The organism is Streptomyces sp. SS7 (genome assembly GCF_037993025.1).
Taxonomy (GTDB): Bacteria; Actinomycetota; Actinomycetes; order Streptomycetales; family Streptomycetaceae; genus Streptomyces.
On record NZ_CP141223.1, the window covers coordinates 8,538,616 to 8,560,951 of the forward strand.

The 22,336-nt window shown below is 73.3% G+C and carries 19 protein-coding genes and 1 pseudogene; 10 read left to right on the forward strand and 10 right to left on the reverse strand.

Going from position 1 to position 22,336, the window contains the following annotated elements; translation table 11 throughout:
* Positions 1-38: 38 nt before the first annotated feature.
* Complete coding sequence (locus U5640_RS39200; protein WP_340383981.1) at positions 39-416, reverse strand: peptidase inhibitor family I36 protein; 378 nt, start codon at positions 414-416, stop codon at positions 39-41.
* 266 nt (positions 417-682) lie between these two features.
* On the opposite strand from U5640_RS39200, the gene U5640_RS39205 reads away from it, so the two are divergent.
* Both U5640_RS39205 and U5640_RS39210 read left to right on the forward strand, forming a co-directional pair.
* The gene (locus U5640_RS39205) at positions 683-2,737 is read left to right on the forward strand and encodes a discoidin domain-containing protein (protein WP_340383982.1); all 2,055 of its coding nucleotides are present in this window, start codon (positions 683-685) and stop codon (positions 2,735-2,737) included.
* Between the two features lie 22 nt (positions 2,738-2,759).
* Complete coding sequence (locus tag U5640_RS39210; protein ID WP_340383983.1) at positions 2,760-3,362, forward strand: TetR/AcrR family transcriptional regulator; 603 nt, start codon at positions 2,760-2,762, stop codon at positions 3,360-3,362.
* On the opposite strand, the gene U5640_RS39215 is transcribed toward U5640_RS39210, so the two are convergent.
* Positions 3,349-3,942, reverse strand: a complete 594-nt coding sequence (locus tag U5640_RS39215; protein ID WP_340383984.1) for a hypothetical protein — start codon at positions 3,940-3,942, stop codon at positions 3,349-3,351. The genes U5640_RS39210 and U5640_RS39215 overlap by 14 nt on opposite strands.
* 188 nt (positions 3,943-4,130) lie before the next feature.
* Here U5640_RS39215 and U5640_RS39220 point away from each other — a divergent pair, with 188 nt between their 5' ends.
* From U5640_RS39220 to U5640_RS39245, 6 genes are all read left to right on the forward strand, one after another.
* On the forward strand, positions 4,131-4,430 hold the full coding sequence (locus U5640_RS39220) for a hypothetical protein (protein ID WP_340383985.1): 300 nt from the start codon (positions 4,131-4,133) through the stop codon (positions 4,428-4,430).
* A gap of 53 nt (positions 4,431-4,483) precedes the next feature.
* Positions 4,484-5,242: an IclR family transcriptional regulator gene (locus U5640_RS39225; RefSeq protein WP_340383986.1), complete on the forward strand. Its 759-nt coding sequence runs from the start codon at positions 4,484-4,486 to the stop codon at positions 5,240-5,242.
* A 119-nt stretch (positions 5,243-5,361) separates the two neighbouring features.
* Entirely contained in the window at positions 5,362-6,510 is a 1,149-nt protein-coding gene (locus tag U5640_RS39230; protein WP_340383987.1) for a PP2C family protein-serine/threonine phosphatase, read from the forward strand.
* Positions 6,511-6,564: 54 nt separating this feature from the next.
* A complete protein-coding gene (locus U5640_RS39235; RefSeq protein WP_340383988.1) occupies positions 6,565-7,344 on the forward strand; it encodes a hypothetical protein in 780 nt (259 codons plus the stop codon).
* Positions 7,341-8,741 (forward strand): alpha/beta fold hydrolase, encoded by a 1,401-nt coding sequence (locus tag U5640_RS39240; RefSeq protein WP_340383989.1) that lies wholly within the window; start codon positions 7,341-7,343, stop codon positions 8,739-8,741. The genes U5640_RS39235 and U5640_RS39240 overlap by 4 nt, the downstream gene beginning before the upstream one ends.
* Before the next feature lie 133 nt (positions 8,742-8,874).
* Positions 8,875-10,065, forward strand: a complete 1,191-nt coding sequence (locus tag U5640_RS39245; RefSeq protein WP_340383990.1) for a CaiB/BaiF CoA-transferase family protein — start codon at positions 8,875-8,877, stop codon at positions 10,063-10,065.
* Between the two features lie 175 nt (positions 10,066-10,240).
* Here the strand turns inward: U5640_RS39245 and U5640_RS39250 are convergent, their stop codons facing one another.
* The 4 genes and pseudogenes from U5640_RS39250 to U5640_RS39265 form a co-directional block, all read right to left on the reverse strand.
* Positions 10,241-10,954 (reverse strand): gamma-glutamyl-gamma-aminobutyrate hydrolase family protein, encoded by a 714-nt coding sequence (locus U5640_RS39250; protein WP_340383991.1) that lies wholly within the window; start codon positions 10,952-10,954, stop codon positions 10,241-10,243.
* Positions 10,951-12,441 carry an aldehyde dehydrogenase gene (locus U5640_RS39255; protein WP_340383992.1) on the reverse strand — a complete coding sequence of 497 codons (1,491 nt, stop codon included), beginning with the start codon at positions 12,439-12,441 and terminating at the stop codon, positions 10,951-10,953. The genes U5640_RS39250 and U5640_RS39255 overlap by 4 nt, the downstream gene beginning before the upstream one ends.
* Positions 12,441-13,988 (reverse strand): APC family permease, encoded by a 1,548-nt coding sequence (locus U5640_RS39260; RefSeq protein WP_340383993.1) that lies wholly within the window; start codon positions 13,986-13,988, stop codon positions 12,441-12,443. The genes U5640_RS39255 and U5640_RS39260 overlap by 1 nt, the downstream gene beginning before the upstream one ends.
* A 183-nt stretch (positions 13,989-14,171) precedes the next feature.
* A pseudogene (locus tag U5640_RS39265) lies at positions 14,172-14,753 on the reverse strand (TetR family transcriptional regulator); the annotation flags it as partial.
* Positions 14,754-15,129: 376 nt separating this feature from the next.
* On the opposite strand from U5640_RS39265, the gene U5640_RS39270 reads away from it, so the two are divergent.
* The gene (locus U5640_RS39270; protein WP_340383994.1) at positions 15,130-17,637 is read left to right on the forward strand and encodes a protein kinase; all 2,508 of its coding nucleotides are present in this window, start codon (positions 15,130-15,132) and stop codon (positions 17,635-17,637) included.
* Between the two features lie 22 nt (positions 17,638-17,659).
* Entirely contained in the window at positions 17,660-17,884 is a 225-nt protein-coding gene (locus tag U5640_RS39275; RefSeq protein ID WP_340383995.1) for a hypothetical protein, read from the forward strand.
* Between the two features lie 133 nt (positions 17,885-18,017).
* Here the strand turns inward: U5640_RS39275 and U5640_RS39280 are convergent, their stop codons facing one another.
* The 4 genes from U5640_RS39280 to U5640_RS39295 form a co-directional block, all read right to left on the reverse strand.
* Positions 18,018-19,154: an ABC transporter substrate-binding protein gene (locus U5640_RS39280; RefSeq protein ID WP_340385605.1), complete on the reverse strand. Its 1,137-nt coding sequence runs from the start codon at positions 19,152-19,154 to the stop codon at positions 18,018-18,020.
* A gap of 344 nt (positions 19,155-19,498) precedes the next feature.
* Positions 19,499-20,362: a 3-hydroxyacyl-CoA dehydrogenase family protein gene (locus tag U5640_RS39285; RefSeq protein WP_340383996.1), complete on the reverse strand. Its 864-nt coding sequence runs from the start codon at positions 20,360-20,362 to the stop codon at positions 19,499-19,501.
* Positions 20,359-21,120: an enoyl-CoA hydratase/isomerase family protein gene (locus U5640_RS39290; RefSeq protein ID WP_340383997.1), complete on the reverse strand. Its 762-nt coding sequence runs from the start codon at positions 21,118-21,120 to the stop codon at positions 20,359-20,361. Before U5640_RS39290 ends, U5640_RS39285 begins: the two co-directional genes overlap by 4 nt.
* Positions 21,117-22,298, reverse strand: coding sequence for a thiolase family protein (locus tag U5640_RS39295; RefSeq protein ID WP_340383998.1), 1,182 nt, complete (start codon positions 22,296-22,298; stop codon positions 21,117-21,119). The genes U5640_RS39290 and U5640_RS39295 overlap by 4 nt, the downstream gene beginning before the upstream one ends.
* Between the last annotated feature and the right edge of the window lie 38 nt (positions 22,299-22,336).

Here is a 22,336-nt window from a genome sequence, read left to right on the forward strand (position 1 = left end):
ACTCTCTTTTGAACGCGTTCAAAACTGCTGCCGTTCGGCTACCAGCAGGGCTTGAAGGAGCTGATGCGGTCGTTGGCGCCCTCCACCAGGACGCCGGCGGCGGAGCGGGCGGGGACCCACATGAGCATGTCCCCCTGGTAGTCGATGTTCTGGTAGAAGCAGATGTCCCGGTCGGTCCGGTTGACGATGGAGCTCGTCCGGTCGTTCATGTAGTCGCCGATGTTGGACCGGTACGGGTCGGTCTGGCCGACCATGCGTCCCTGGAAGTGGATGTCCTGGAAGATGCACACCATCGCCGCGGGGCAGTCGCTCTCGGCGGCGCTCGCCGAGGGGGCCACGGCCAGGGTGGCGCCGACCAGGGCGGCCGTCATCGCCGCGGGTACGGCGGCTCGTCGGACGATTCGCTTGAGCCTCATGGGTTTTCCGTCCTTCGTTCAGGGATGTTCCAGAAGGAAGGGAATCACCGTCCGATTGTTCAACTGTTGTCCATGGGTGCGGAGTTCCTCTCCGCCGCCACTTCTCCCCAGTCATCAGGTCAAGCGTCCCGGACTATTGACTCGCCACGGCGGCAGTCCGCATTCTCGACCCACTATCTTGCGTCGGTCATGACAACCCCAAGGGCGATCAAAGCGCCCTCTCGTCGACCGCGCGACCCGTCGACCGAGGGACGTGGGCTGTGACCATGACCGGACGCCCGTACCGCAGACGCCGCGACGTCACCGTCGTCTCGCTGCTCCTTCTCGTGCTCGCCTCGATCCTCGGCCCCGCGCAGAGTTCGGCGGCCGGGACCGACTGGTGGACGCCCACCTCGCGGCCGTCCCCCGACTCCGGGATCAACGTGACCGGTGAGCCCTTCACCGGCACCGACTCCGCCGGGCAGGTGCGCGGGTTCGTCGACGCGCACAACCACCTGTTCTCCAACGAGGCCTTCGGCGGCCGGCTGATCTGCGGCAAGGTGTTCTCCGAGTCCGGTGTCGCCGACGCGCTCAAGGACTGTCCCGAGCACTACCCCGACGGCACCCTCGCGCTCTTCGACTACATCACCCACGGCGGTGACGGCAAGCACGACCCGGCCGGCTGGCCGACCTTCGCGGACTGGCCCGCGTACGACTCCATGACCCACCAGGCGAACTACTACGCCTGGGTGGAGCGCGCCTGGCGCGGCGGGCAGCGGGTGCTGGTCAACGACCTCGTCACCAACGGCATGATCTGCTCCGTCTACCCCTTCAAGGACCGCAGCTGCGACGAGATGACCTCGATCCGGCTCCAGGCGAAGCTGACGTACGACCTGCAGGCCTACATCGACAAGATGTACGGCGGCACCGGCAAGGGCTGGTTCCGCATCGTCACCGACAGCGCGCAGGCCCGTGACGTCGTCAAGGCGGGCAAGCTGGCCGTGATCCTGGGCGTCGAGACCTCCGAGCCGTTCGGCTGCAAGCAGATCTTCGACATCGGCCAGTGCAGCAGGGCCGACATCGACAAGGGCCTCGACGAGCTGTACTCCCTCGGCGTGCGCAGCATGTTCCTGTGCCACAAGTTCGACAACGCGCTGTGCGGCGTCCGCTTCGACGAGGGCGGCCTGGGCACCGCCATCAACGTCGGGCAGTTCCTGTCGACCGGCACCTTCTGGCAGACCGAGAAGTGCACCACCGCGATGCACGACAACCCCATCGGTACCGCCGCCTCCGCAGCCGAGGCCGACCTGCCGGCGGGCACCGAGGTCCCCGATTACGACAAGAACGCCCAGTGCAACACCCGCGGACTCACCTCCCTCGGCGAGTACGCCGTACGCGGGATGATGAAGCGCAAGATGATGCTCGAGATCGACCACATGAGCGTCAAGGCCACCGGCCAGGCCCTGGACATCTTCGAGGCCGCCGGCTACCCGGGCGTCATCTCCTCGCACAGCTGGATGGACCTCAACTGGACCGACCGGGTCTACTCCCTGGGTGGTTTCGTCGCCCAGTACATGCACGGCTCCACGAACTTCGTCTCCGAGGCCAAGCGCACCGAGGCGCTGCGCGACAAGTACGGCGTCGGGTACGGCTTCGGCACCGACTTCAACGGCATCGGTGACCACCCCGCCCCGCGCGGCGCCGACGCCGCGAACAAGGTGACCTACCCCTTCAGGAGCGTCGACGGCGGCTCGGTCATCGACCGGCAGACCACCGGCTCGCGCACCTTCGACTTCAACACCGACGGCGCCGCCCAGGTCGGCATGATCCCCGACTGGATCGAGGACATCCGCAAGGTCGGCGGACAGGACGTGGTCGACGACCTCTTCCGCGGCGCCGAGTCCTACCTCGACACCTGGGGCGCCACCGAGCAGCACCAGGCCGCCGTCAACCTCGCCAAGGGACAGTCGGCCACGGCCAGTTCGTCCGAGTCCAACCCCTTCACCAGCTACCAGCCGGGCCGGGCGGCGGACGGCGACGACTCCACCCGCTGGGCCAGCGACTGGAGCGACGACCAGTACTGGCAGGTCGACCTGGGCTCCACCCACCTGGTCTCCCGCGTCACCCTCGCCTGGGAGCGCGCCTACGGCAAGTCGTACCGCATCGAGCTCTCCACGGACGGCAGCACCTGGACGACCGCCTGGTCCACCACCTCCGGCGACGGCGGCCTGGACACGGCCAAGTTCACCGGCACTCCCGCCCGCTACGTCCGGGTCCACGGCCTCGACCGCGGCACCGACTGGGGATACTCGCTGTACGAGGTGGGCGTCCACAGCGCCTGACGGACGACAACGGGGGACCGGCATGGCACGGATGCCGTCGGCGCAGCGGCGCAGACAGCTGACGGAAGCGGCGATCAGGGCGATGGCCCGGGACGGCGTCCCCAGGACGACCACCCGGTCCATCGCCGCCGAGGCCGGGGTGTCCCTCAGCGTCTTCCACTACTGCTTCGACTCCAAGCAGGCCCTCGTCGAGTCCGTCATCACGACGCTCACCGCCCACTCGGTGAGCGTCGTGAAGGAGGCGCTCTCGCCCAGGGCCGGCCTCGGCGAGACGGTCCGGGCCGGGTTCCAGGCGTACTGGGACCACGTCCGCGCCCACCCCGACGAGCACATGCTGACCTACGAACTCACCCAGTACGCCCTGCGCGAGCCCGGCTTCGCCCACCTGGCCCGCCGGCAGTACGAACTCTACGAGGAGGCGTACGCCGAGCTCATCGGAGAGCTGTGCCGGGGCATGGACCTCGAACTCGGCGTCCCCGTACCGGTCCTGGCCCGCTACCTGGCCGCGATGACCGACGGGCTGACCCTCAACTACCTGGTCCTCGGCGAGGCGGCCGCCGGGACGGACGTCCTCGACATGGTCACCGCCCATGTCGCCGGGCTGGTCCGGGTCAGCGGCCCTTGACCTGCGCCACCAGCGCCTTGAACTCGGCCCACTGGACGGGCGGTTGCCCCAGTCCGCGCCGCTGCGGGTAGCGGGCGGTGGCCCGCCGGGTGTGGGCGAGCACCTTGAACGCGTCGGTGGGCCGCCCCGACCCCATCGGCTCCACCACCCGCTCCGGCACCAGCAGCCAGGACTGACCGGATCTGCGCAACTCGCCCCGCACCAGCGCGTTCTGCATGTGGCTGATCCTCTCGTCGTGCCGGTGCACCAGCAGCGAGGCCGGACCGGGGGCGGCGGCGCAGTCCGCGGGCACCGCCACGGCGTAACCGCCGTCCGCCGGGACGGGCCGGGTCCGCGCCGGCACCGGCGCCCCCGAGGCGTCGCGCGCGGCCAGTACCGCGCTCGCGTGCCGGGCGAGCCGGTCGGCCCCCGGCAGACCGCCGGGCACCGGCGAGCCCACCGGCGGCGGCACGAACGGCTCGCGTACGACCACCTGGTGCGGTGTGACCGTGATCAGCAGCCGCAGGTAGTACCAGGCCATCATCCGGCGCAACGGCACCGACACGTACGTGCGGCTGTGCGGCTGCCGCTCGAAGAGCATCCGCCAGTAGTCCTCGGCGCCCTGCGGCCCGGTCCTGATCTCGTCCGGGCACTCGGCCCGGCCCCCCGACGAACAGCTCCACCGGGGCGTCGAGACTCGCCGTCGACTACGCCCTGCGCGCCGCCGAGGTCGCCGAGCGGCGCTACACCCACGACACCGCCGTCGACCTGCTCCAGCAGGCGATCGACGTGCACACCACCAGCCTGCGGGCCGACCGCACCACGGCGGCCGCGCTGATCGAACGGATGCTGCCCTTCCGGGACCAGCTCGCGGGCGCGGCCGGCACGGCCTGCGCGACCCGCCCCGTCGCCCACGCCCTCGGCGATCTCCACCGGCTGCTCGGCGAGGACCGGTCGGCCGCCGGTCACTACGCCCTCGCGGCCCGTACCGCCGAGGCCTGGCGCTCCCCCCGTCTTGCCGCGGACGCCCGCCGGGCGGCGGCCGACCTGGAGGCGGCCCGCGCCGCACGGCCCACCGTCGTGCCGTAGCGCCGCGGGGCGCACGCCTTGCCTGGCGCCCGCCCGCGGCGCACGCTGGTCCTATGGCGGGGCAGGACGGGCCCACGCTCATCACGTCCGTCCAGCGGGCCTTCCGGCTGCTGGAGGCGGTGAGCGCGCACGAGAACGGCGCGCCGGCGAAACAGCTGGCGCGGGAGACGGGCCTGCCCCTGGCCACCGCCTACCACCTGCTGCGCACCCTGGTCCACGACGGATACGTGCGCAAACTGGAGGACGGCGGCTTCGTCCTCGGCGACCGGCTGCGCACGCTGCACACCTCCGGCCGGGGACAGGCCCTCCTCAGCCGGGTGCGGCCCACCCTCGCCGCGCTGCGGGACGAGCTCGCGACCGCCGCCTACCTCACCTTCTACGAGGAGGGTGAGATCCGCGTCGCCGAGATCGTCGACGGCCCCCGCACGCCCCGCGTCGACCTCTGGGTGGGCTTCGAGGACGCCGGACACGCCACGGCGCTCGGCAAGTCCGTGCTGCGGGAGATGGACGAGGAGGCCCGCAACGACTACCTCTCCCGCCACCACCTCGCCGATCTCACCCCGCGGACGATCACCAGCACCCCGCAGCTGCTGCGGCAGCTCGACGCCTCACCCGTGGCCCCGGCGGTCACAGACCTGGAGGAGTACGCCCTCGGCACGGTCTGCGTCGCCGTCCCCGTCTACAGCGGTGACGTCCTCGGCTCGCTCGGCGTGTCCCTGCCGGTCGACCGGCAGCCGCGGCTCCGGGAGATCCGCGACCGGCTGATTCCCACGGCGAACCGGGTGACCAGGAGCCTCTCGCTCACTATCTGAAATCCCGCACCTTGTGACACGGGAGCCGAACCCGTTTTCCTATATCAAACGGACATTCCACCCGCCGACCCCGAACGCCGACCACAGACGCCGACTACAGACGAGGACTGCGGACGCACATGAACCAGGCCCGACACCGTGGCGCCGACCACGGGCCGACGCACCTGTTCAGGTATGTCGTGGCGGGACCCGTCCTGCCCGTGCTGATCGTTCTCGGCGTGATCCTGGTCGACCTCCTCGGCGGTGCCGGGCTCACCTGGCTGCCCCTGCTCGCGGTCGGCCCCGCGCTGGCCGCCACCACCAACGGCCCGCGCGGTGTCCTGTACGTCGGTCTGCTCGCCGGTGTGCTCGGCGCGGTGCTCGGCGTCCGCAACGCCGTCCCGGCCCGGGAACTCGTCGCCGTCCTGTCCGCCCTCGCGGCCGTCACCCTGGCGAGCGGGCTGGCCAGCGCCCTGCGCGGGCGCCGGGAGCGCGTCCTCGCGGCCGTCCGCTCGGTCGCGGAGGCCGCCCAGCACGCGCTGCTGCTGCCCGTGCCGGAGATCGTCGGTCCGTTCCAGGTGGCCGTCCGCTACAGCGCGGCGGCCGCCGAGGCCCGGATCGGCGGGGACCTCTACGCCCTGGTGCCCACGCCGTACGGCGTCCGGCTGCTCGTCGGCGACGTGCGCGGCAAGGGACTGCCGGCCGTCGGGACGGCCGCGCTGGTGCTCGGCGTCTTCCGCGAGGCCGCCCACGACGAACCCGACCTCCTCACCGTCGTCGACCGGATCGAGCGGAGCCTCGCGCGCAACCTCGGACCCGACGACTTCGTGACCGCCGTGGTGGCGGGCCACCCGCGCGACGGCGAACTGGAAGTGGTGAACTGCGGACACGCCCCGCCGCTGCTCGTCCGCGCCGCCGGGACCGTCACCCCGGTCGAGCCCACGCACCCCGCACCGCCCCTCGGTCTGCGCGCCCTCGCCGGCGAGAGCCCCGCCCTGCAGGTGCTCCCCTTCGGCGACGGCGACCAACTGCTGCTCTACACCGACGGGGTGACCGAGGCCCGCGACCACGGGCGGGAGTTCTATCCGCTCGTCGACGGACTGGGCCGCCACGTCACCGACGAGCCCGCCCGCACCCTCGACGCCCTCCAGGACGAACTGCTCGCGCACGTCGGCGGCAAGCTGCACGACGACGCGGCGCTGCTGCTCATCCGCAAACCGGCCACCGAGGCTCCGGTTGTTCCCCAACCGGCTTGCGGGGGACTGGTGTTGGGCGACCGGTCGGGGTGACCAGCAGGGGTCCCTGCCGGGTGAGCGCTGTGCCGGGTGCTGCAGACTGAGCGCATGATACGCATGAGGAAGTTCGCAGCCGCGTTGTTAGCCACGACGGCCACGCTGCTCGCGACACCCCCCACCGCCTCGGCCACCCCCGCCTCCTCCCACCCCTTCTTCCGGGAGACCTTCGACCGCCTCCCCCTCGGCCCGGTCACCGCCGGGCGCGGCTGGACCTCCGACACCTCCCACGGCTCGCTCACCGTCGAGCCCGGTGCCGACGGCCACGGCCGCCAACTGCGCCTGCACACCGAGGGCAACGGCCGCGCCTTCCTCGTCCTGGACGACCTCGCCCCCGCCGGCAACAGCTTCTGGGCCAGACTGCGGCTGCGCGTGGACGCCTTCCCCCTCGCCCCCGACTGGGCCCACTGGACCCTCGCGGAGGCCTCCGGCTTCGACACCCCCACCGTCGTACGCCCCCTCGGCGGCCAGTACGTGCCCACCGAGAAGGACAACTTCTGGGGAGTCGGCTCCGACCTCGGGCCGACCGGGGACTGGACCGCCTGGAAGACCTCCGCCCCGGCCGCCGCCGGCCGGTGGAGCTGCGTGGAATTCCACCTCGACGCCACCGACAACCGCGTCACCGTCTACCTGGACGGCGTGGAACGGCCCGAGCTGACCGTCTCGACCAAGGAGCACGGCGGCACGGCAGGCGACTTCGTCTTCCCCGCCTTCGACCGGCTCAAGCTGGGCTGGCAGCTCTACCAGGCCGACCCCACGCCCACGTCGTACGACCTCCGCATGGACGACGTGGCGGTCGGCACCCGGCGCGTCGGCGGGTGCGCCCCATGAGCCGCGGCCTCACGCGCAGGGCGCTGCTCGGCGGGGTGGCCGGCGGGCTCGCCCTGGCACCGCTCGTCGCCGGTCGGGCCGCCGCCGAGCCGTACGCCGCCGAGCCGTACGGCCCGTCCGGCGCCCCTGAGCCGTACGTCCCGATCTCCGTCGGCGCCGGGGGCGGCCCGGCCGGGACGGACCGGGTGCACGTGCTCAAGGTCGGCTCCGGCACCGCGCCCACGGTGCTGGTCATGGTCCCGGGCATGTTCGGTGCCGCGAACGACTTCAGGCTGCTCGCCCGCGATCTCGTCGCCGCCGTGCCCGGCGTCCAGGTATGGGCGTTCGACCGGCGCGAGGAGAACCTGGCCGACCGCTCCGGGTTCACCGGCGCGGACCCGGCCGCGTACTACCTGGACGGCCGCTACCGCGCGCAGGACCCCGCCGCCTCCGCCTTCGCCGCGCACTGGGGTCTGGCCCGCACCCTGGAGGACCTGGACACCGTCGTCCGGGCCGCTTCCTGCGGCGGCCGGCGCCGGGTGGTGCTCGGCGGTCACTCCTGGGGCGCGACCACGGCGATGGCGTACGCGGCCTGGGACTTCGACGGCCGCCCCGGCCACCGGGCCCTCGCGGGCCTGGTCCTGGTCGACGGCGGGGTGCGCGGCGCCTTCGACGGCACCGGGGCGCCCGTGGCCGACTCGCCCGACGAGGTCCGCCGACGGCTCGCGGCGATCGACGGCGGCGCCGTCTTCGACCTCACCCTGAGCGGGGTCGGACTGGGCGCCCGCGCCGAGTCCACCCAGATCTGGTACCAGCTCGCCGGCTGGTACGCGCACCACGACCCCGACGGCCCCTCGGTCCTGCAGCCCCGGATGCCCGAGGCCCTGCGCCCCCCGGTCCCGGTGACCAACGCCGCCTTGCTGGGCACCCTGGTGGACGCCGGTTCCGGGTGGCCGAACGACATCAGCGTGCACTCCGGCCGGCTCGCCGCCGACGGCGAGGTGCGCCGCTGGGTCGACGAGGGCATCACCCCGATCGCCCGGGTCGCGCAGGCCTACGCGGGCGACCCCGCACCGGGCGTGTGGGAGTGGTACTGGCCGGCCAGGCTCTCCGTGGACCTCGACGTCACCGACGCCTACGCCGACACCGGTACGGCCCGCTCGCTCGGGCTGCGGCTGCGGCACGGCACGGGTCTGGACGTCCCGCTGTACGCCTTCGGGACGAGCTACGCCCGGGGCACCGTCGTGTCGTCCGCCCGCCGGGTGGCCGCCGACTCCCGGATCCCGTACGCCGCCTACGCGAGCGACGAGGCGATGAACCACCTCGATCCGCTGTTCGCCGCGCCGTCGCACAACACCCTCACCCGCACCCTCGCGCCGTTCCTCACCGGCCTGGAGCGACCGGCCCGCCAGGGCTGAGCGACCGGGCCGCCGGACCCCTTCGTACGGGTCCCGCGGCCCGGCCCGCCGCACCGGAACCCTCACCCCCGCCCTGACCGTTCATGATGTCGGGACGCTGTCGGAAGCATCGAAGAAGCCCGGAGGTCAGCCCATGACCGAGCCGTCCGAAGCCCCGCTGCCGCTCGCCGGTATCACCGTCGTCAGTGTCGAACAGGCCGTCGCCGCCCCCTACGCCACCCGTCAGCTGGCCGATCTCGGTGCCCGGGTGATCAAGGTGGAGCGCCCCGGGGGCGGCGACTTCGCCCGCCGCTACGACACGACCGTGCACGGTGAGTCCAGCTATTTCGTCTGGCTCAACCGGTCCAAGGAATCCCTGACCCTCGACCTGAAGACCGAGGACGGCCGGGAGGTGCTGGAGCGACTGCTGGCGCGGGCCGACGTGTTCGTCCAGAACCTGGCCCCCGGCGCGGCCGCCCGGATGGGCCTCGGGGCCCAGGAGCTGCGCGCCCGCTTCCCCTCACTGATCCCGTGCGCCATCACGGGCTACGGCTCCGACGGCCCCTGGGCCGACCGCAAGGCGTACGACCTGCTGGTGCAGTGCCAGACCGGTCTGGTCTCGCTCACCGGCGGCCCCGCGGAACCCGCCCGGGTGGGCATCTCCGTCGCCGACATCGCCGCCGGCATGTACGCCTACTCGGGCATCCTCACCGCCCTGTTCACCCGGGCCACCACGGGGGTCGCCCGGGCCGTCGAGGTCTCGCTGTTCGAGGCACTGGCCGAATGGATGGGCCAGCCCGCCCTCTACACCCGCTTCGGCGGCACCCAGCCCCCGCGCGTCGGGACCCAGCACGCCACCATCGCCCCCTACGGCGCCTACACGGCCGCCGACGGCAAGGACGTCCTGTTCTCCGTCCAGAACGAACGCGAATGGGCGGCCCTGTGCGAGCGGTTCCTCGGCGATCCCGCGCTCACCGCCGACCCGCGCTTCGCCACCGGTCCCGCCCGGGTCGCCCACCGCGACGAACTGAACGCGATCGTCGCCGCCCGGTTCGCCGCGTCGGACAGCGACGAGGTGCGGGACCTGCTGGACGCGGCCGGCATCGCCAACGCCGACGTCAACGACGTCCACGCCTTCCTCGGCCACCCCGTGCTCGCCGCCCGGGACCGCTGGCGGCAGGTGACGCTCCCCGGAGGAGCCGGGATCCCCTCCCTCGTCCCGCCCGTGGACCTGGCCGGGGTGGCCCCCCGGATGGACGCGGTCCCCGCCGCGGGCGAGCACACCGACGCCATCCTGGCCGAACTCGGCCTCCCCCCGGCCGGGAGCGGCAGCGGCACCGCATGAGGACCCTGCAGCTAGTGCCGTGACCGGGAAGGTTTGCCGGGAAGCTCGCGGCGTCCGGTGCGGTGCATCGCAAGGCGGAGCGTCGCCCGCGTACTGGATGTACTCGGGTGATGCGACAACGCGGCGAGGTGCCGTGCCGGGCGTCGCGAGCCGGTGAACCTTTCCGGTCACGGCACTAGGGGGTGCAGGCCCGTACCAGGGCGTCGAAGAGGCCCTGTTGTGCCGGGTCCGCGTGGGCGGTGTCCTCGGGGTGCCACTGCACGGCCGTGAACCACCCCGGGGCGTCCGGGAGTTCGAGGCCCTCCACGGTGCCGTCGGCGGCCCGCGCCGTGACCGTGAGTCCCGCGCCGGTGCGCCCCACCCGCTGGTGGTGGTAGCAGGACACCTCGGCCTTCTCCGCGCAGAGCGCCCGTTCCAGCAGGGTGCCGCGCCGGACCGGCACCGGGTGCACGAGGTGCCGGTGCTCATGCCCGGGGCCGCCCATGTCCTGCTCCAGGGTGCCGCCGAGGGCGACGTTCACGACCTGGAGGCCGCGGCAGATCGCCAGCAGCGGCAGCCCCAGGTCGAGGGCGTGCCGGGCAAGCGCGAGGTCGAAGTCGTCCTGGGCGGCGTCGACGTCGTAGACACCGGCGTGCACGTCGGTCGCGCCGTAGCGGTGCGGGGCGAGGTCGCCGCCGCCGGGGAGGAGTACGCCGTCGAAGCGGGCGAGGCGTCCGGGCAGCTCCCCGGGGGCGGGATGGAGGCCCACCGGTTCGCCGCCCGCCCGCCAGACGGCCTCGATCAGGGCGCGGGCGTTGACCTCCGCGGCGTACCGCAGGGCGGAGGTCGTCGCGCTGAAGCGGGCGGGGATCGCGACCAGCGGTCGTGCGGGACTGCTCGGACGGCTCACAGCTGGATCCAGGTGGTCTTCAGTTCGGTGTACTTCTCCATCGCGTGGACGGACTTGTCGCGGCCGTTGCCCGACTGCTTCACGCCGCCGAAGGGGACCGTCAGATCGCCCTCCTCGTAGCAGTTGACCCAGACCGTCCCGGCCCTGAGGGCGCGGGAGACCCGGTGGGCGGTGGACAGGTCCGAGGTCCACAGGCCGGCGGCGAGGCCGTACTCGGTGGCGTTGGCCAGCCGGACCGCCTCGTCCAGGTCGTCGAAGGCGAGGACCGACAGGACGGGCCCGAAGATCTCCTCCCGGGCCAGCCGCATCCCGGGTTCGACCCGGTCGAAGACGGTGGGCCGCAGGAAGCTCCCGCCGCTGTCGGCCAGCGTCCGTCCGCCGCCCGCGCGCAGCCGCGCGCCCTCGTCGAGGCCGGTGCCGACGTGGCCGAGGACCCGCTCCAGATGGGCCTCGCCGACCAGGGCGCCCATCTCGGTCGCCGGGTCCAGCGGATCGCCGACCCGCAGCTCGCGGGCCCGGGTCACGATCGCCTCGGTGACGCGTTCGGCGACCGAGGAGTGCACCAGGAGCCGGGACGGGGCGGTGCACATCTCGCCCTGGTTGAAGAAGATGCCCCAGGCGGCGGTGGCGGCGGCCTTCTCCAGGTCGGGCGCGTCGGGCAGGACGATGTTCGGCGACTTGCCGCCCAGCTCCAGCCAGACCCGCTTGAGGTTGGAGTCGGCGGCGTACCGCAGGAAGTGCCGGCCGACGGCGGTGGAGCCGGTGAAGGCCAGCACGTCCACGTCCGGGTGCAGCCCGAGCGCCCGGCCGGCCACCGGACCGTCGCCGGTCACCACGTTGAGCACGCCCGGCGGCAGTCCCGCCTCGGTGGCGATCCGGCCGAGCAGCAGCGCCGACAGCGGTGCGTTCTCGGAGGGCTTCAGCACGACGGTGCAGCCCGCGGCCAGTGCCGGGGCGACCTTCCAGCTCGCCAGGGTCAGCGGGAAGTTCCACGGCACCACGGCGCCGACGACCCCGGCCGGTTCCCGGGTGACCAGGGCCAGGGCGTCCGGGGCGGTGTGCGGCGACTCGTCGGTGAGTTTGTCGGCGAGCTGCCCGTACCAGCGGAAGGTGCCGATCGCGGCGCGCAGTTCGATGCCGTACGCGTCGCTGATCGGTTTGCCCATCTCCAGGCTGACGGTCAGCGCCAGCTCGGTGCGGTGCGCTTCGAGCAGGTCGGCGACGCGCAACAGGATCCGGCCGCGGTCGGCGGGCGCGAGGCGCGGCCAGGGGCCGGAGTCGAAGGCGCGGCGGGCGGCGGCCACGGCCAGGTCCACCTCGGCCTGCCGGGCGTCCGCGACCTCGGCCAGGACCTGGCCGTCGCGGGGCGAGACGACGGTGAAGGTGGCCCCGCCGCCCGGTTCCTCCCGCCCGTCGACGTGGTGCCGGGTGGGCGGGGTCAGGTCCTTGGCGCGGCGCAGCAGCTCGTCGTGGGCGAGGGCCGGCATCAGCGGTTCTCCTCCTGGTCCCCGGAACCGGTCGCGGGGGCGGGTGCGGGTGGGGTCGCGGTGGGCGTGATCGCCGGTGCGGGCACGGGCGCGGGCGGCGCGACGGGCGGCCGCCGGGTCGGCCGGGCCACGACCACGCCCAGCGCGAGCACGGCCGGGACGGTGAGCTGGAGCCAGAGGGCGGTGGCCGAGTCGCCGCCGATGAGTGTGGTGAAGTTCTGGATGATCAGCCAGATCGTCCCCGCGATGCCGAGGGCGCCCAGCACGGGGGCGATCACGGTGTTCCAGAGCCGGGTGTCGGCACCCGAGCGGCGGAAGAAGACGATCACCGCGACGGAGGTCAGGAAGTACAGCAGCATCGCGGCCAGCACGGCGACCCCGCTGAACCAGGAGAAGAGCGTCAGCACCGGGTCCTTGCCGAGGACCGCGAACGGCATCACCAGCGCCACCGCGATCACCGTCTGGACGATGCCGGCCGCCCAGGGGGAGTGGCGCCGGTTGAGCGCGGTCAGCCCGTGCGGCAGCAGACCTTCGCGGCCCAGCGAGAACAGGTAGCGGTTGGCGGAGTTGTGGAAGGCGAGGATGCCCGCGAACAGCGAGGTCGCCAGCAGGACGGGCAGGACGTCGCCGACCCAGGACCCGAACAGGGCGGTGATGGGGGCGAAGACGAAGGAGGTGGCGTCACCCGAGGCCAGTGCCTTGCCCGCCTCGTCGGTGACCCGGGAGGCGCCGTGCGCGGAGACCAGCATCCACGAGGTGAAGGCGAAGAAGCCGGTGACGACGGCGACCGAGAGATAGGTGGCGCGCGGGACGGTCTTCCTCGGCTCGCGCGCCTCCTCGCCGTAGATGGCGGTGGCCTCGAAGCCGAACATCGATGCCACGGCGAACATCAGCGCCACGCCGGGGGCGCCCTGGAGCGCGGCGTGCGCGGAGAAGCTGTCGCCGATGCCGAGCCCCTCGGGGCCGCCGCCCCGAAACAGGGTGACCAGCGCGAAGGCGATCAGGATGCTGAACTCGGCGAGCACGAACACGGTGAGCACCTTCGCGCCCATCTCGATGCCGCAGGCGCCGAGCAACTGCACGATCACCATGGTCACCAGCGCCCACACCCACCAGTCGACGTGGACGCCGGCGTAGTGGTCGACCAGAGCGCCCACCGTGGCGCCGTAGAGCCCGTACATGGCGGCCTGGACGGCGCAGTAGGCGAAGAGGGCCACACCGGCGCTGCCCGAGCCGGTCGAGCGGCCGAGGCCCTTGCCGATGTAGGTGTAGAAGGCGCCGGCGTCCACGACGTGGCGGCCCATGGCGACGAAGCCGATGGAGAAGAGCAGGACCACGACACCGGCCGCGAGGTACGCCGCGGGGGCGCCGGCCCCGTTGCCGATCGCGATGGCGATGGGGACCGCGCCGGCGATGCCGGTCAGCGGTGCCTGGGCGGAGAGGACGAAGAACAGGATGCCCAGGACGCCGAGCGAGTCGGGCTTGAGCCTGCCTGCGGTGGAGGAATCGTGCGCGGAGTGCGGGGTGACCGCCGTCTGACTGTCCACTCGGATTCACCTGTCGGGGACGGGGAGGGATGGGGAGTTCGTTTTGGTTCAAACGAGTTGCCTCATCGTCGGCGGGGACTATCCGTTTGGCAAGGGGGTGCGGCGGGTTTTTTCTGGCCCCGAGACGCGCGAAAGCCCCGGACGCCGAACGTCCGGGGCCGCCAGAAGTGCAGGTCGCAGGGGCTACGGGTGGGCGTCGTCGGTGGTGTCGCCGTCCGCGTCGAGCAGGCGCAGCAGGGACCGCAGCTCCTCCGCGGCGGAGTCCGTGACCTCGGGCTCCCCGAAGATCAGCTGGTGCAGGACGAGCCCGTCGAGCGCGGCGAAGACGAGCCGGGTCGGCGCCCGGTCCGCGCCGGCCGGCAGCATCCGGCCCGGCTCGCGCCGGGTGGCGTCGAAGTACTGGTCGTAGAGGGCGCGCAGTGGGGGCGGCAGCTCCGGCCTGCGGCGCGACTCCAGCAGCAGCTCGTACTGGAACGCCTGGGTGTCCGGGGCCGCCGTGACCATCTCCGGCAGGCCGGTCGAGAAGTCCGCGACCCTGCCGGTGCCCGGTTCCAGGGAGCCGGCGCTCGGCGAGGTGCGGATCGTGTGGGCCGGCGCCTCCTCGATCAGCGCGTCGCGCGAGCCGAAGTGATGGACGACGAGACCGTGGGTGACACCGGCCTCCTGTGCGACGGCCCGGTAGGTCGGCCTGCGCAGTCCGTCCCGCGCCACCACGCGTACGGCGGCGTTCGGCAGGGCCTCGCGGCCCTCGCCGTACTGGAGCCGATTGTGCGACGTCCGGCTCCCGGGGTCCGCGGTGGAATCGGTCCTGCGGCGACCCTGTAGCGCGGCGGGGAGGTGACCTTCAACACATCCGACCTCTGTGCCGGAGCAAGTGGCTTCATTCTGCACTTGTTGCTCATCGCGCACTGTTCCCGCAGGACGTGCACGTGTCACCCGATCTCTGACGCTTCGTCATATTGCTTTCGGAAAGGGGAGGACGAGGCTCGTTCCGGCCGTCGTCCGGGCGGTCGCCGAAGCCGCGAAGTCCCCCCGTGCGCCCCTCCTGCCTCTAGTGTTGCTCCCAGACCCCCCACAGGGCCTTCCCCCGCAGCGTGGGCGGGACCCCCGCCCGCCACCACGAGAACAGGCGGCCGAGGGCATGAGATCACTGCGCCCAGAAGACCCCCAGCAGCTAGGCCCCTACCGCCTCCTGGCGCGGCTGGGGGCAGGCGGCATGGGCCGGGTCTACCTGGCGCGGTCCGCGGACGGCCGTACCGTCGCGGTCAAGGTCATCCGTCCCGAGATGGCAGAGGACAGCAACTTCCGCATCCGCTTCCGCCGCGAGGTGGCCGCCGCCGCGGCGGTCGGCGGTGTCTACACGGCACCGGTGCTCGACGCCGCGCCGGACGCCGAGACGCCCTGGCTCGCCACCGCCTACGTGGCCGGCCCCACCCTCGCCGAGGCGGTCGCCGAACACGGGCCGCTGCCGGTGGAGACCGTCCTCGCGCTGGGCGCCGGGATCGCCGAGGCGCTGACCGCGGTGCACGCCGAGGGGCTGGTCCACCGCGACCTCAAACCGTCCAACGTGCTGCTCGCCGCCGACGGCCCGCGCGTCATCGACTTCGGCATCGTCCGCGCCCGGGACGGCTACGAACTCACCGGCGACGGCTCCCTGTTCGGCTCGCTCGACTACATGTGCCCCGAGCAGGCCACCGGCGAGCAGATGGGGCCGGAGGGGGACGTCTTCTGTCTCGGCTCGGTGCTCGCGTTCGCCGCGTCGGGCCACCCGCCCTTCGGCGGGGCCGCCGGAGCCGCGCTGCTCTACCAGGTGGTGCACGGCTCGGCCGATCTGACCCAGGTGCCCGAGCCGCTCGACAAGATCATCAGCCTCTGTCACACCAAGGACCCGGCGCTGCGGATCGACCCCGACCGGCTCTCCGCCGCCTGCGCGCCCGGCGGCGCCGACCAGGTGCTGACCGAGGGGTGGCTGCCGGGACCGGTGGCCGACATGATCGCCGCCCGCCGCGCCGCCGCGGCCCTCGCGGAGCGCCGGGCGACCGCGACGGACCTCGTCCGGGGCGAGGGCGCGCCCGACGGCGTGCGGACCGCGGAACCGGCGGCCCTCGCCGACGCGGCCGAGCCGGAGTCCGCCGCCCCCGGCCGGCCCGGATCGGCCTACGCGACGGTGGGCTGGCCGGGGTACGACACCGCCCTCGCCGGTGAGCACGCCGGGGCGGCCACCGGCCGCCCCGGCGGGAGCGGCCCGGCCGGGGCAGGCGGCGCGGGCGAACCGGACGAGGGTGCCTTCCGTGCGGACGGTGCCGGAGCCCTCGCCGCCGAGCCGCGGGAGGCGGAACGCCACGGCCCCGGACGGCGACTGCAGGAGCGGCCGGAGCGGGCGACGGACCTCGACCCGGTACGGGCGGGCGCACGCGGAGGGGCGGACGACCCGGTGCCGGAACGTTCCGCCACCCCCACCCCGCACCGCGCCCGCACCACCCGCTCCCGCGTCTCCCGGCGTACCCTCCTCACCGCGGCGGCGGCCGGCACCGCGGTCATCGGGGGCGCGGCCGTCCTGGCCGCGCGCCGAAGGCCGGGCGGACCGGGGGCGCGCCCGGCCGGCCCGGCCCCCGAACCGGCCTGGGTCTTCCGGGGCGGTCCGCTGCTCCAGGCCCCGGCCGTCTTCCACAACGGCACGGCCCTGCTCAAGACCCGCCCCGGCACGATGGTCTGCCTGGACGTGACGAACGGCGCCCAACCGCGCTGGGTCTACCAGGGCATCAGCCTCTCGCCCACGCCCGTCTTGCTGGCCAACGACGCCGCGGTCGCGCTCGGCGGGACGGGGGCCACCCTGATCGGCGTCGACCCGGCCGGCGGGACCGAGAGGTTCACCCTCGACTTCGGCGAGGACTACCAGTTCGACCAACTGCTGGGCAGCTACGACGACTACTCCGTCTCCGTCCTCGGCGCCAGCCTGCGCCGGTCGGGGGAGCAGGGCGTGGCGACCTCCACCAGCACGGTCTTCGGCGTCGACCTGCGGACCCGCCGGGCCCTCGTCATCCCCATCGACCCCGAGGACGTCGGCGTCCCCCTGCACCCCGTCATCACGTCCGACTACTTCGTCTACGCCGACGGACTGCGCAACGTCGCGGCCCGCAACACCCACGACGACGGCACCCTGCGCTGGCGGCACCAGGTCGGCTACGACCTCAGGCCCGGGCTGGCGGTGCTCGGCCGGACCGTCTTCGCCATCGGCTCCGAGTTCATCGCCCTGGACCTCACCACCGGGAGGGTCCGCTGGCAGGCCAAGGCCGAGCGCGGCATGTTCGCCTCCCTCGGCGCGGGCGGCAACACGGTCTACGCCACCGGCACCGACCCGTACGGCGTGTACGCCTTCAACGCGGCGAACGGCACCCGGCGCTGGTTCTGCGAGACGCCCCGCCTCAACGTCGACAGCCCCATCGCGGTCGGCGCGCACGCCGTCTACGTCCCCGCCTACGAGAACAAGGACGGCTTCTACGCCATCGACACCGCCTCCGGCCGGCTGCTGTGGAACTTCACCGACGGCCGCGAGACCGGTGTCAACGACTGGCAGCTCTCCTGCGACGGGAACGGACACCTCGTGGCCCAGCACTTCGACCGGGCCTACGGACTGCCCGTCACCTGAGCGGACCGTGGGCTCCGGCCCCGTGAGCATCCCGCCCCCCGCCCGACCGGAGCCGCCGCCTCCAGCACGTCCACGGCCGGGCGCGGACGTCCCCGGGCAACCGGCCGCGCCGGCGGACCCCGATCCCGCGGTCCGCCTCCTGCACGCCGTCGCCGTCGGTGATCCGCCCGACGACCGGCTCCCGTTGGGCCCCGCACACGCCTTCGCCGACGCCGACCGGGCCGGCCCCGAGCACGACGCGCGGTGATCCGCGTCCTGTACCTCGAGGCCGGCCCGGACGCCGACTCCGTCGCCGACGTGGCCCTCGTGGTCCGGTGCCCGCACCTGCCCGGCCTGCCGGAGGCGCTGCGCGACGACGCGCCGGACACCGGACCCGCGGATCAGGCTCCCGGGTGCAGTCCGAGCCAGCCCGGTGACGGGTCTCCCTTCACCTCACCGAAGTACAGCGCGAAGGTCTGCTTCCAGCGCTCGATCGCGGCACGGTCGGCCATGAAGCGCGGGAAGCCGTCGAGGTTGCCGTTGGGGTACTCCCAGACGGGCTTCAGTCCCGCCGGCGGGGTGACGTCGGTGCGGACGGACCAGCCGTTGGTGGCGGCCTTCTGCTGCTCGACGGAGAGCCGCCAGTTCAGGTAGAGCTTGGCGGCGGTGGGGTTCTTGGCCTGCTTGAGGATCGCGGCCCGCTGCCCCCAGGACATGAACGGTGCCGTCTCGGGCAGCACCCACTTGACCGGCCCCGTGGACAGGGGAGCGCCGGAGCCGCCGATGCCGATGGCCTTCTGGCCGCTGCTGACGGCCGCCGACGGGGTGTAGCTGCCGCGGGCGAACTGCAGGTCCTGGGTGGCGAGTCGAGCGAGCCAGTCCCAGCCGTACTTCTCCACGTAGAGGGTGTAGAGGTACAGGACGGCGTCGTCGTCGTGCGGGTAGGAGGAGGCTATCTTCCCCTTCCAGCGGGGGTCGGCGAGGTCGAGCGGGCCGCTGGGGACGTCCGAACCGACCGCGGCGGGGCCGTACATGTAGCTGAACGCGCTCACCTGGACGGCGACCCAGGCGCCGTGCGGGTCCTTGAAGGGAGCGTAGAGCTTGGAGAAGCCGGCCGGCTTGTACGCCAGCAGGCGGCGCTCCTGCTTCCAGCGCACGAAGTCCTGCACGGTCTGGAGCTGTACGACGTCCGGTACGACGGTGTCGGTGGCGAACTGGTTGTCGACGCGTACGTCGTGGAACTTGCTGTAGTCGACGACCACGTTCAGGTCGATGCCCGGGAAGCGGCTCTTGAAGCCGTTGCGGATTCCGTCCGCCTGGCTGGAGACGTCGCCGCCGGCGTAGAGCACGAGCTTGCCGCCCTCGGCGAGGGCAGCCTGGTAGAGCTCGTCGAGGGACCGGGTCTCCTCGGCACCGCCCGATTCCACGCGGCCGGCGGATGCCTGGGCGGACGTGGCGGAGGCAGTGGCGACACCGAGACCGAGTGCGGCACCCGCTCCGGTGGCGAGCAGGCGGCGTCGGCTGGGAAGGCTGGTCATGGTGGGGGGTGAGCCTTTCTGTCCGGTCTGTTCGGTCACGCATCTGTGCTCGACGATCTTTCCGTCGGCGACGCGCCAGAAGTCGGCGACGGCCAGGCCGCGCGGCCAGTGCGTGGCGCGAGCGATCACTTGAGAATACGATAACTGACGCCTCAGGTAACTGTCGTCACGCTGTCAACTCCCGTTCGTCAAGGCCTTCGAGCCCGTCGGGCGGCCTCCGGCCATGCCGGACAACTCGTGACCTGGGCGAGGACCGACCTTGGTTGCGGAGATCACTCCCGCTCCCTTCGCGGGCACACGGCCCGCGCGCCCTGCGGCACGTCGGCCTCCGACGGCGCCGGTGTTCACCAGCGGTGGAAGCCCTGGCCGCTCTTGCGGCCCAGTTCCCCGCGGGCGACCTTCTCGCGCAGCAGCCGCGGCGGCGCGAACCGTTCGCCGAGCGTGGCGTGCAGATGCTCGGCGATGGCGAGCCGCACGTCGAGGCCCACCACGTCGGTCAGGCGCAGCGGCCCCATCGGATGCCGGTAGCCGAGCCGCATGGCCGTGTCGATGGCCTCCGGGTCGGCGACGCCCTCCTCGACCATGCGGATCGCCTCCAGACCGAGGGCCAGCCCGAGCCGGCTGCTGGCGAAACCGGGGGAGTCCCGCACCACGACGTCCTGTTTGCCGAGCGCGTGCGTCCAGCGGACCGCCGCGCCGAGGGCCTGTTCCCCGGTGCCGGGCGCGAGGACCAGTTCGACGAGCGCGGACACGGGCACGGGATTGAAGAAGTGCATCCCGAGAAAGCGCCCGGGGCGCCGCAGGACCGCCGCGAGTTCGGTCACCGACAGCGCGCTGGTGTTGCTGGCCAGCACACAGTCGTCGTGCACCACCCGCTCGGCGGCGGCGAGCACCTCCGCCTTGAGGGCGGCGTCCTCGGGAACCGCCTCGACGACCAGGTCGCAGTCGCGGGGCAGCCGGGAGATCGAGGACACCACCGTGACCCGGTCCGGCACGCCGTCCTCCGGCGCGGCCGCGGGCGCCCCGCGCTCGGCCGCCTTCTCGAGACCCCGCGCGATCCGCTCCAGCGCGGCCGCCGCCGCGCCGCCGTCGCGTTCCACCACGACCACCCGGGAACCGGCCGCCGCGAAGGACTGTGCGACACCGGAGCCCATCCGGCCGCCGCCGATCACCCCCACCACCATGGGCGGAGCCGGAACCGAGGTCATGCCCGGCCCCCCTTCTTCTCCAGGAACCGCGTCATGCGCTCCCCCTTCTCGGGACTCTCGAACAGCACCGCCTGCGCCAGGTCGTCGGCCACGGGATGCGCCCCCGAGGCGTCGGTCACGAGCTTGGTGAGCCGCAGCGCGAGCGCCGAGGACCGCGCCATCCGGTCGAGCAGCGCGTGCGCCTCGTCGAGCAGCCGGTCCGCCGGTACGACGTCCAGCACCAGCCCGCAGCCGAGCGCCGCACGGGCGTCGAGGGTACGGCCGGCCAGCAGCACCTGCTTGGCCACCGACTCGCCCACCAGCTCACGCAGCCGCCAGCACGCCCCGGCCGCGGCGAGGATGCCGAGGCCCGGTTCGGGATTGCCGAAGACCGCGTCCGGACCGGCGATCCTGAGGTCGCAGGCGTACGCCAGCTCGGCGCCGCCGCCCAGTGCCCAGCCCGGCACGGCGGCCACGGTCGGCAGGGGCAGCCGCCGCACCCGCTCGAACAGCCGGCTGTTGATGCCCCGCAGCGCGTCGTCCCGGCCGCGCCGCCGCAGCTCCGCGATGTCGGCGCCGCCCGCGAACACGCCGCCGTGCCCGGTGAGCAGCAGCAGCTTCGGTGTGCGCTCCAACTCCTCGCACACCCGGTGCAGTTCGGCGACCATCCGGCCGTTGACGGCGTTGCGGGCGTCCGGCCGGCGCAGGGTGACCACCACCCGGTCCGCCCGCTCCTCGACCAGCAGCGTGCCGTACGCCGTGTCCTCCCCGGTGCTCATACGCGCTCCACGAGCATTGCCACACCCTGCCCGACCCCCACGCACAGGGTCGCCAGGCCCCGCCGGCCGCCCTCCCGCTCCAGCCGGCCCAGCAGGGTCAGCAGGACGCGGGTGCCCGAGCAGCCCAGCGGATGACCGAGGGCGATCGCGCCGCCGTCGGCGTTGACCCGGTCCGGGTCCAGCCTCAGCCGCCGTACCACCGCGAGAGCCTGGGCGGCGAACGCCTCGTTCAGTTCGACCGCGTCGAGGTCCCCGGCCGTCCAGCCGGCCCGCTCCAGCGCCAGGGCGGTCGCCGGCACCGGGCCGAGCCCCATGAGCCGCGGTTCCACCCCGGCGGAGGCGGCGGCGACCACCCGGGCGCGCGGGGTGAGCCCGAACCGCTCCACCGCCGCCGCGCTCGCCACCACCAGGGCGGCGGCCCCGTCGGACAACGGCGAGGAGTTGCCCGCGGTGACGATCCCGCCCGCGCGGAAGACCGGGCGCAGCGCGCCCAGCTTCTCCAGCGTGGTCGTCGGGCGCGGCCCCTCGTCCTCGGTGACCTCTGCGTCCCCCACCGGCACCGGGACGATCTCCGCCGTGAAACGGCCCGCCTCCCGCGCGGCCACCGCGCGCCGGTGGCTGCGCAGCGCGAAGGAGTCCGCCTCCAGCCGGGTGATGCCGTCCAGGGCGGCGACCTCCTCCGCGGTCTCGCCCATCGACAGCGTGGTCGCGGCGGGGAAGCGGGGGTTGGTGAACCGCCAGCCCAGCGAGGTGTCGTGGACCTCGCCCGGCCGCGCCCAGGGCGTGCCCGGCTTGGCCATGACCCAGGGGGCCCGGGTCATCGACTCGACCCCGCCCGCCACCACCAGCTCCGCCTCACCGCATCGGACGGCCTGCGCGGCGGACGCGACGGCCGTGAGCCCCGACGCGCAGAGCCGGTTCACGGTGTACCCGGGCACGGTGTGCGGCAGCCCGGCCAGCAGGACGGCCATCCGCGCCACGTCCCGGTTGTCCTCGCCGGCCTGGTTCGCGGCACCGAGGACCACCTCGTCCACGGCCTCGCCGGGGATGCCGGCCCGCCGCACGGCCTCGCCGACCACGAGCGCGGCCAGGTCGTCGGGGCGTACGGAGGCCAGCGCGCCGCCGTAGCGGCCCTGCGGGGTACGGGCCCCGTCGATCAGATACACCTCGGCGGACATCGGCGTTCTCCTCGTGTGCAGTCGGGATGATGGTCGGG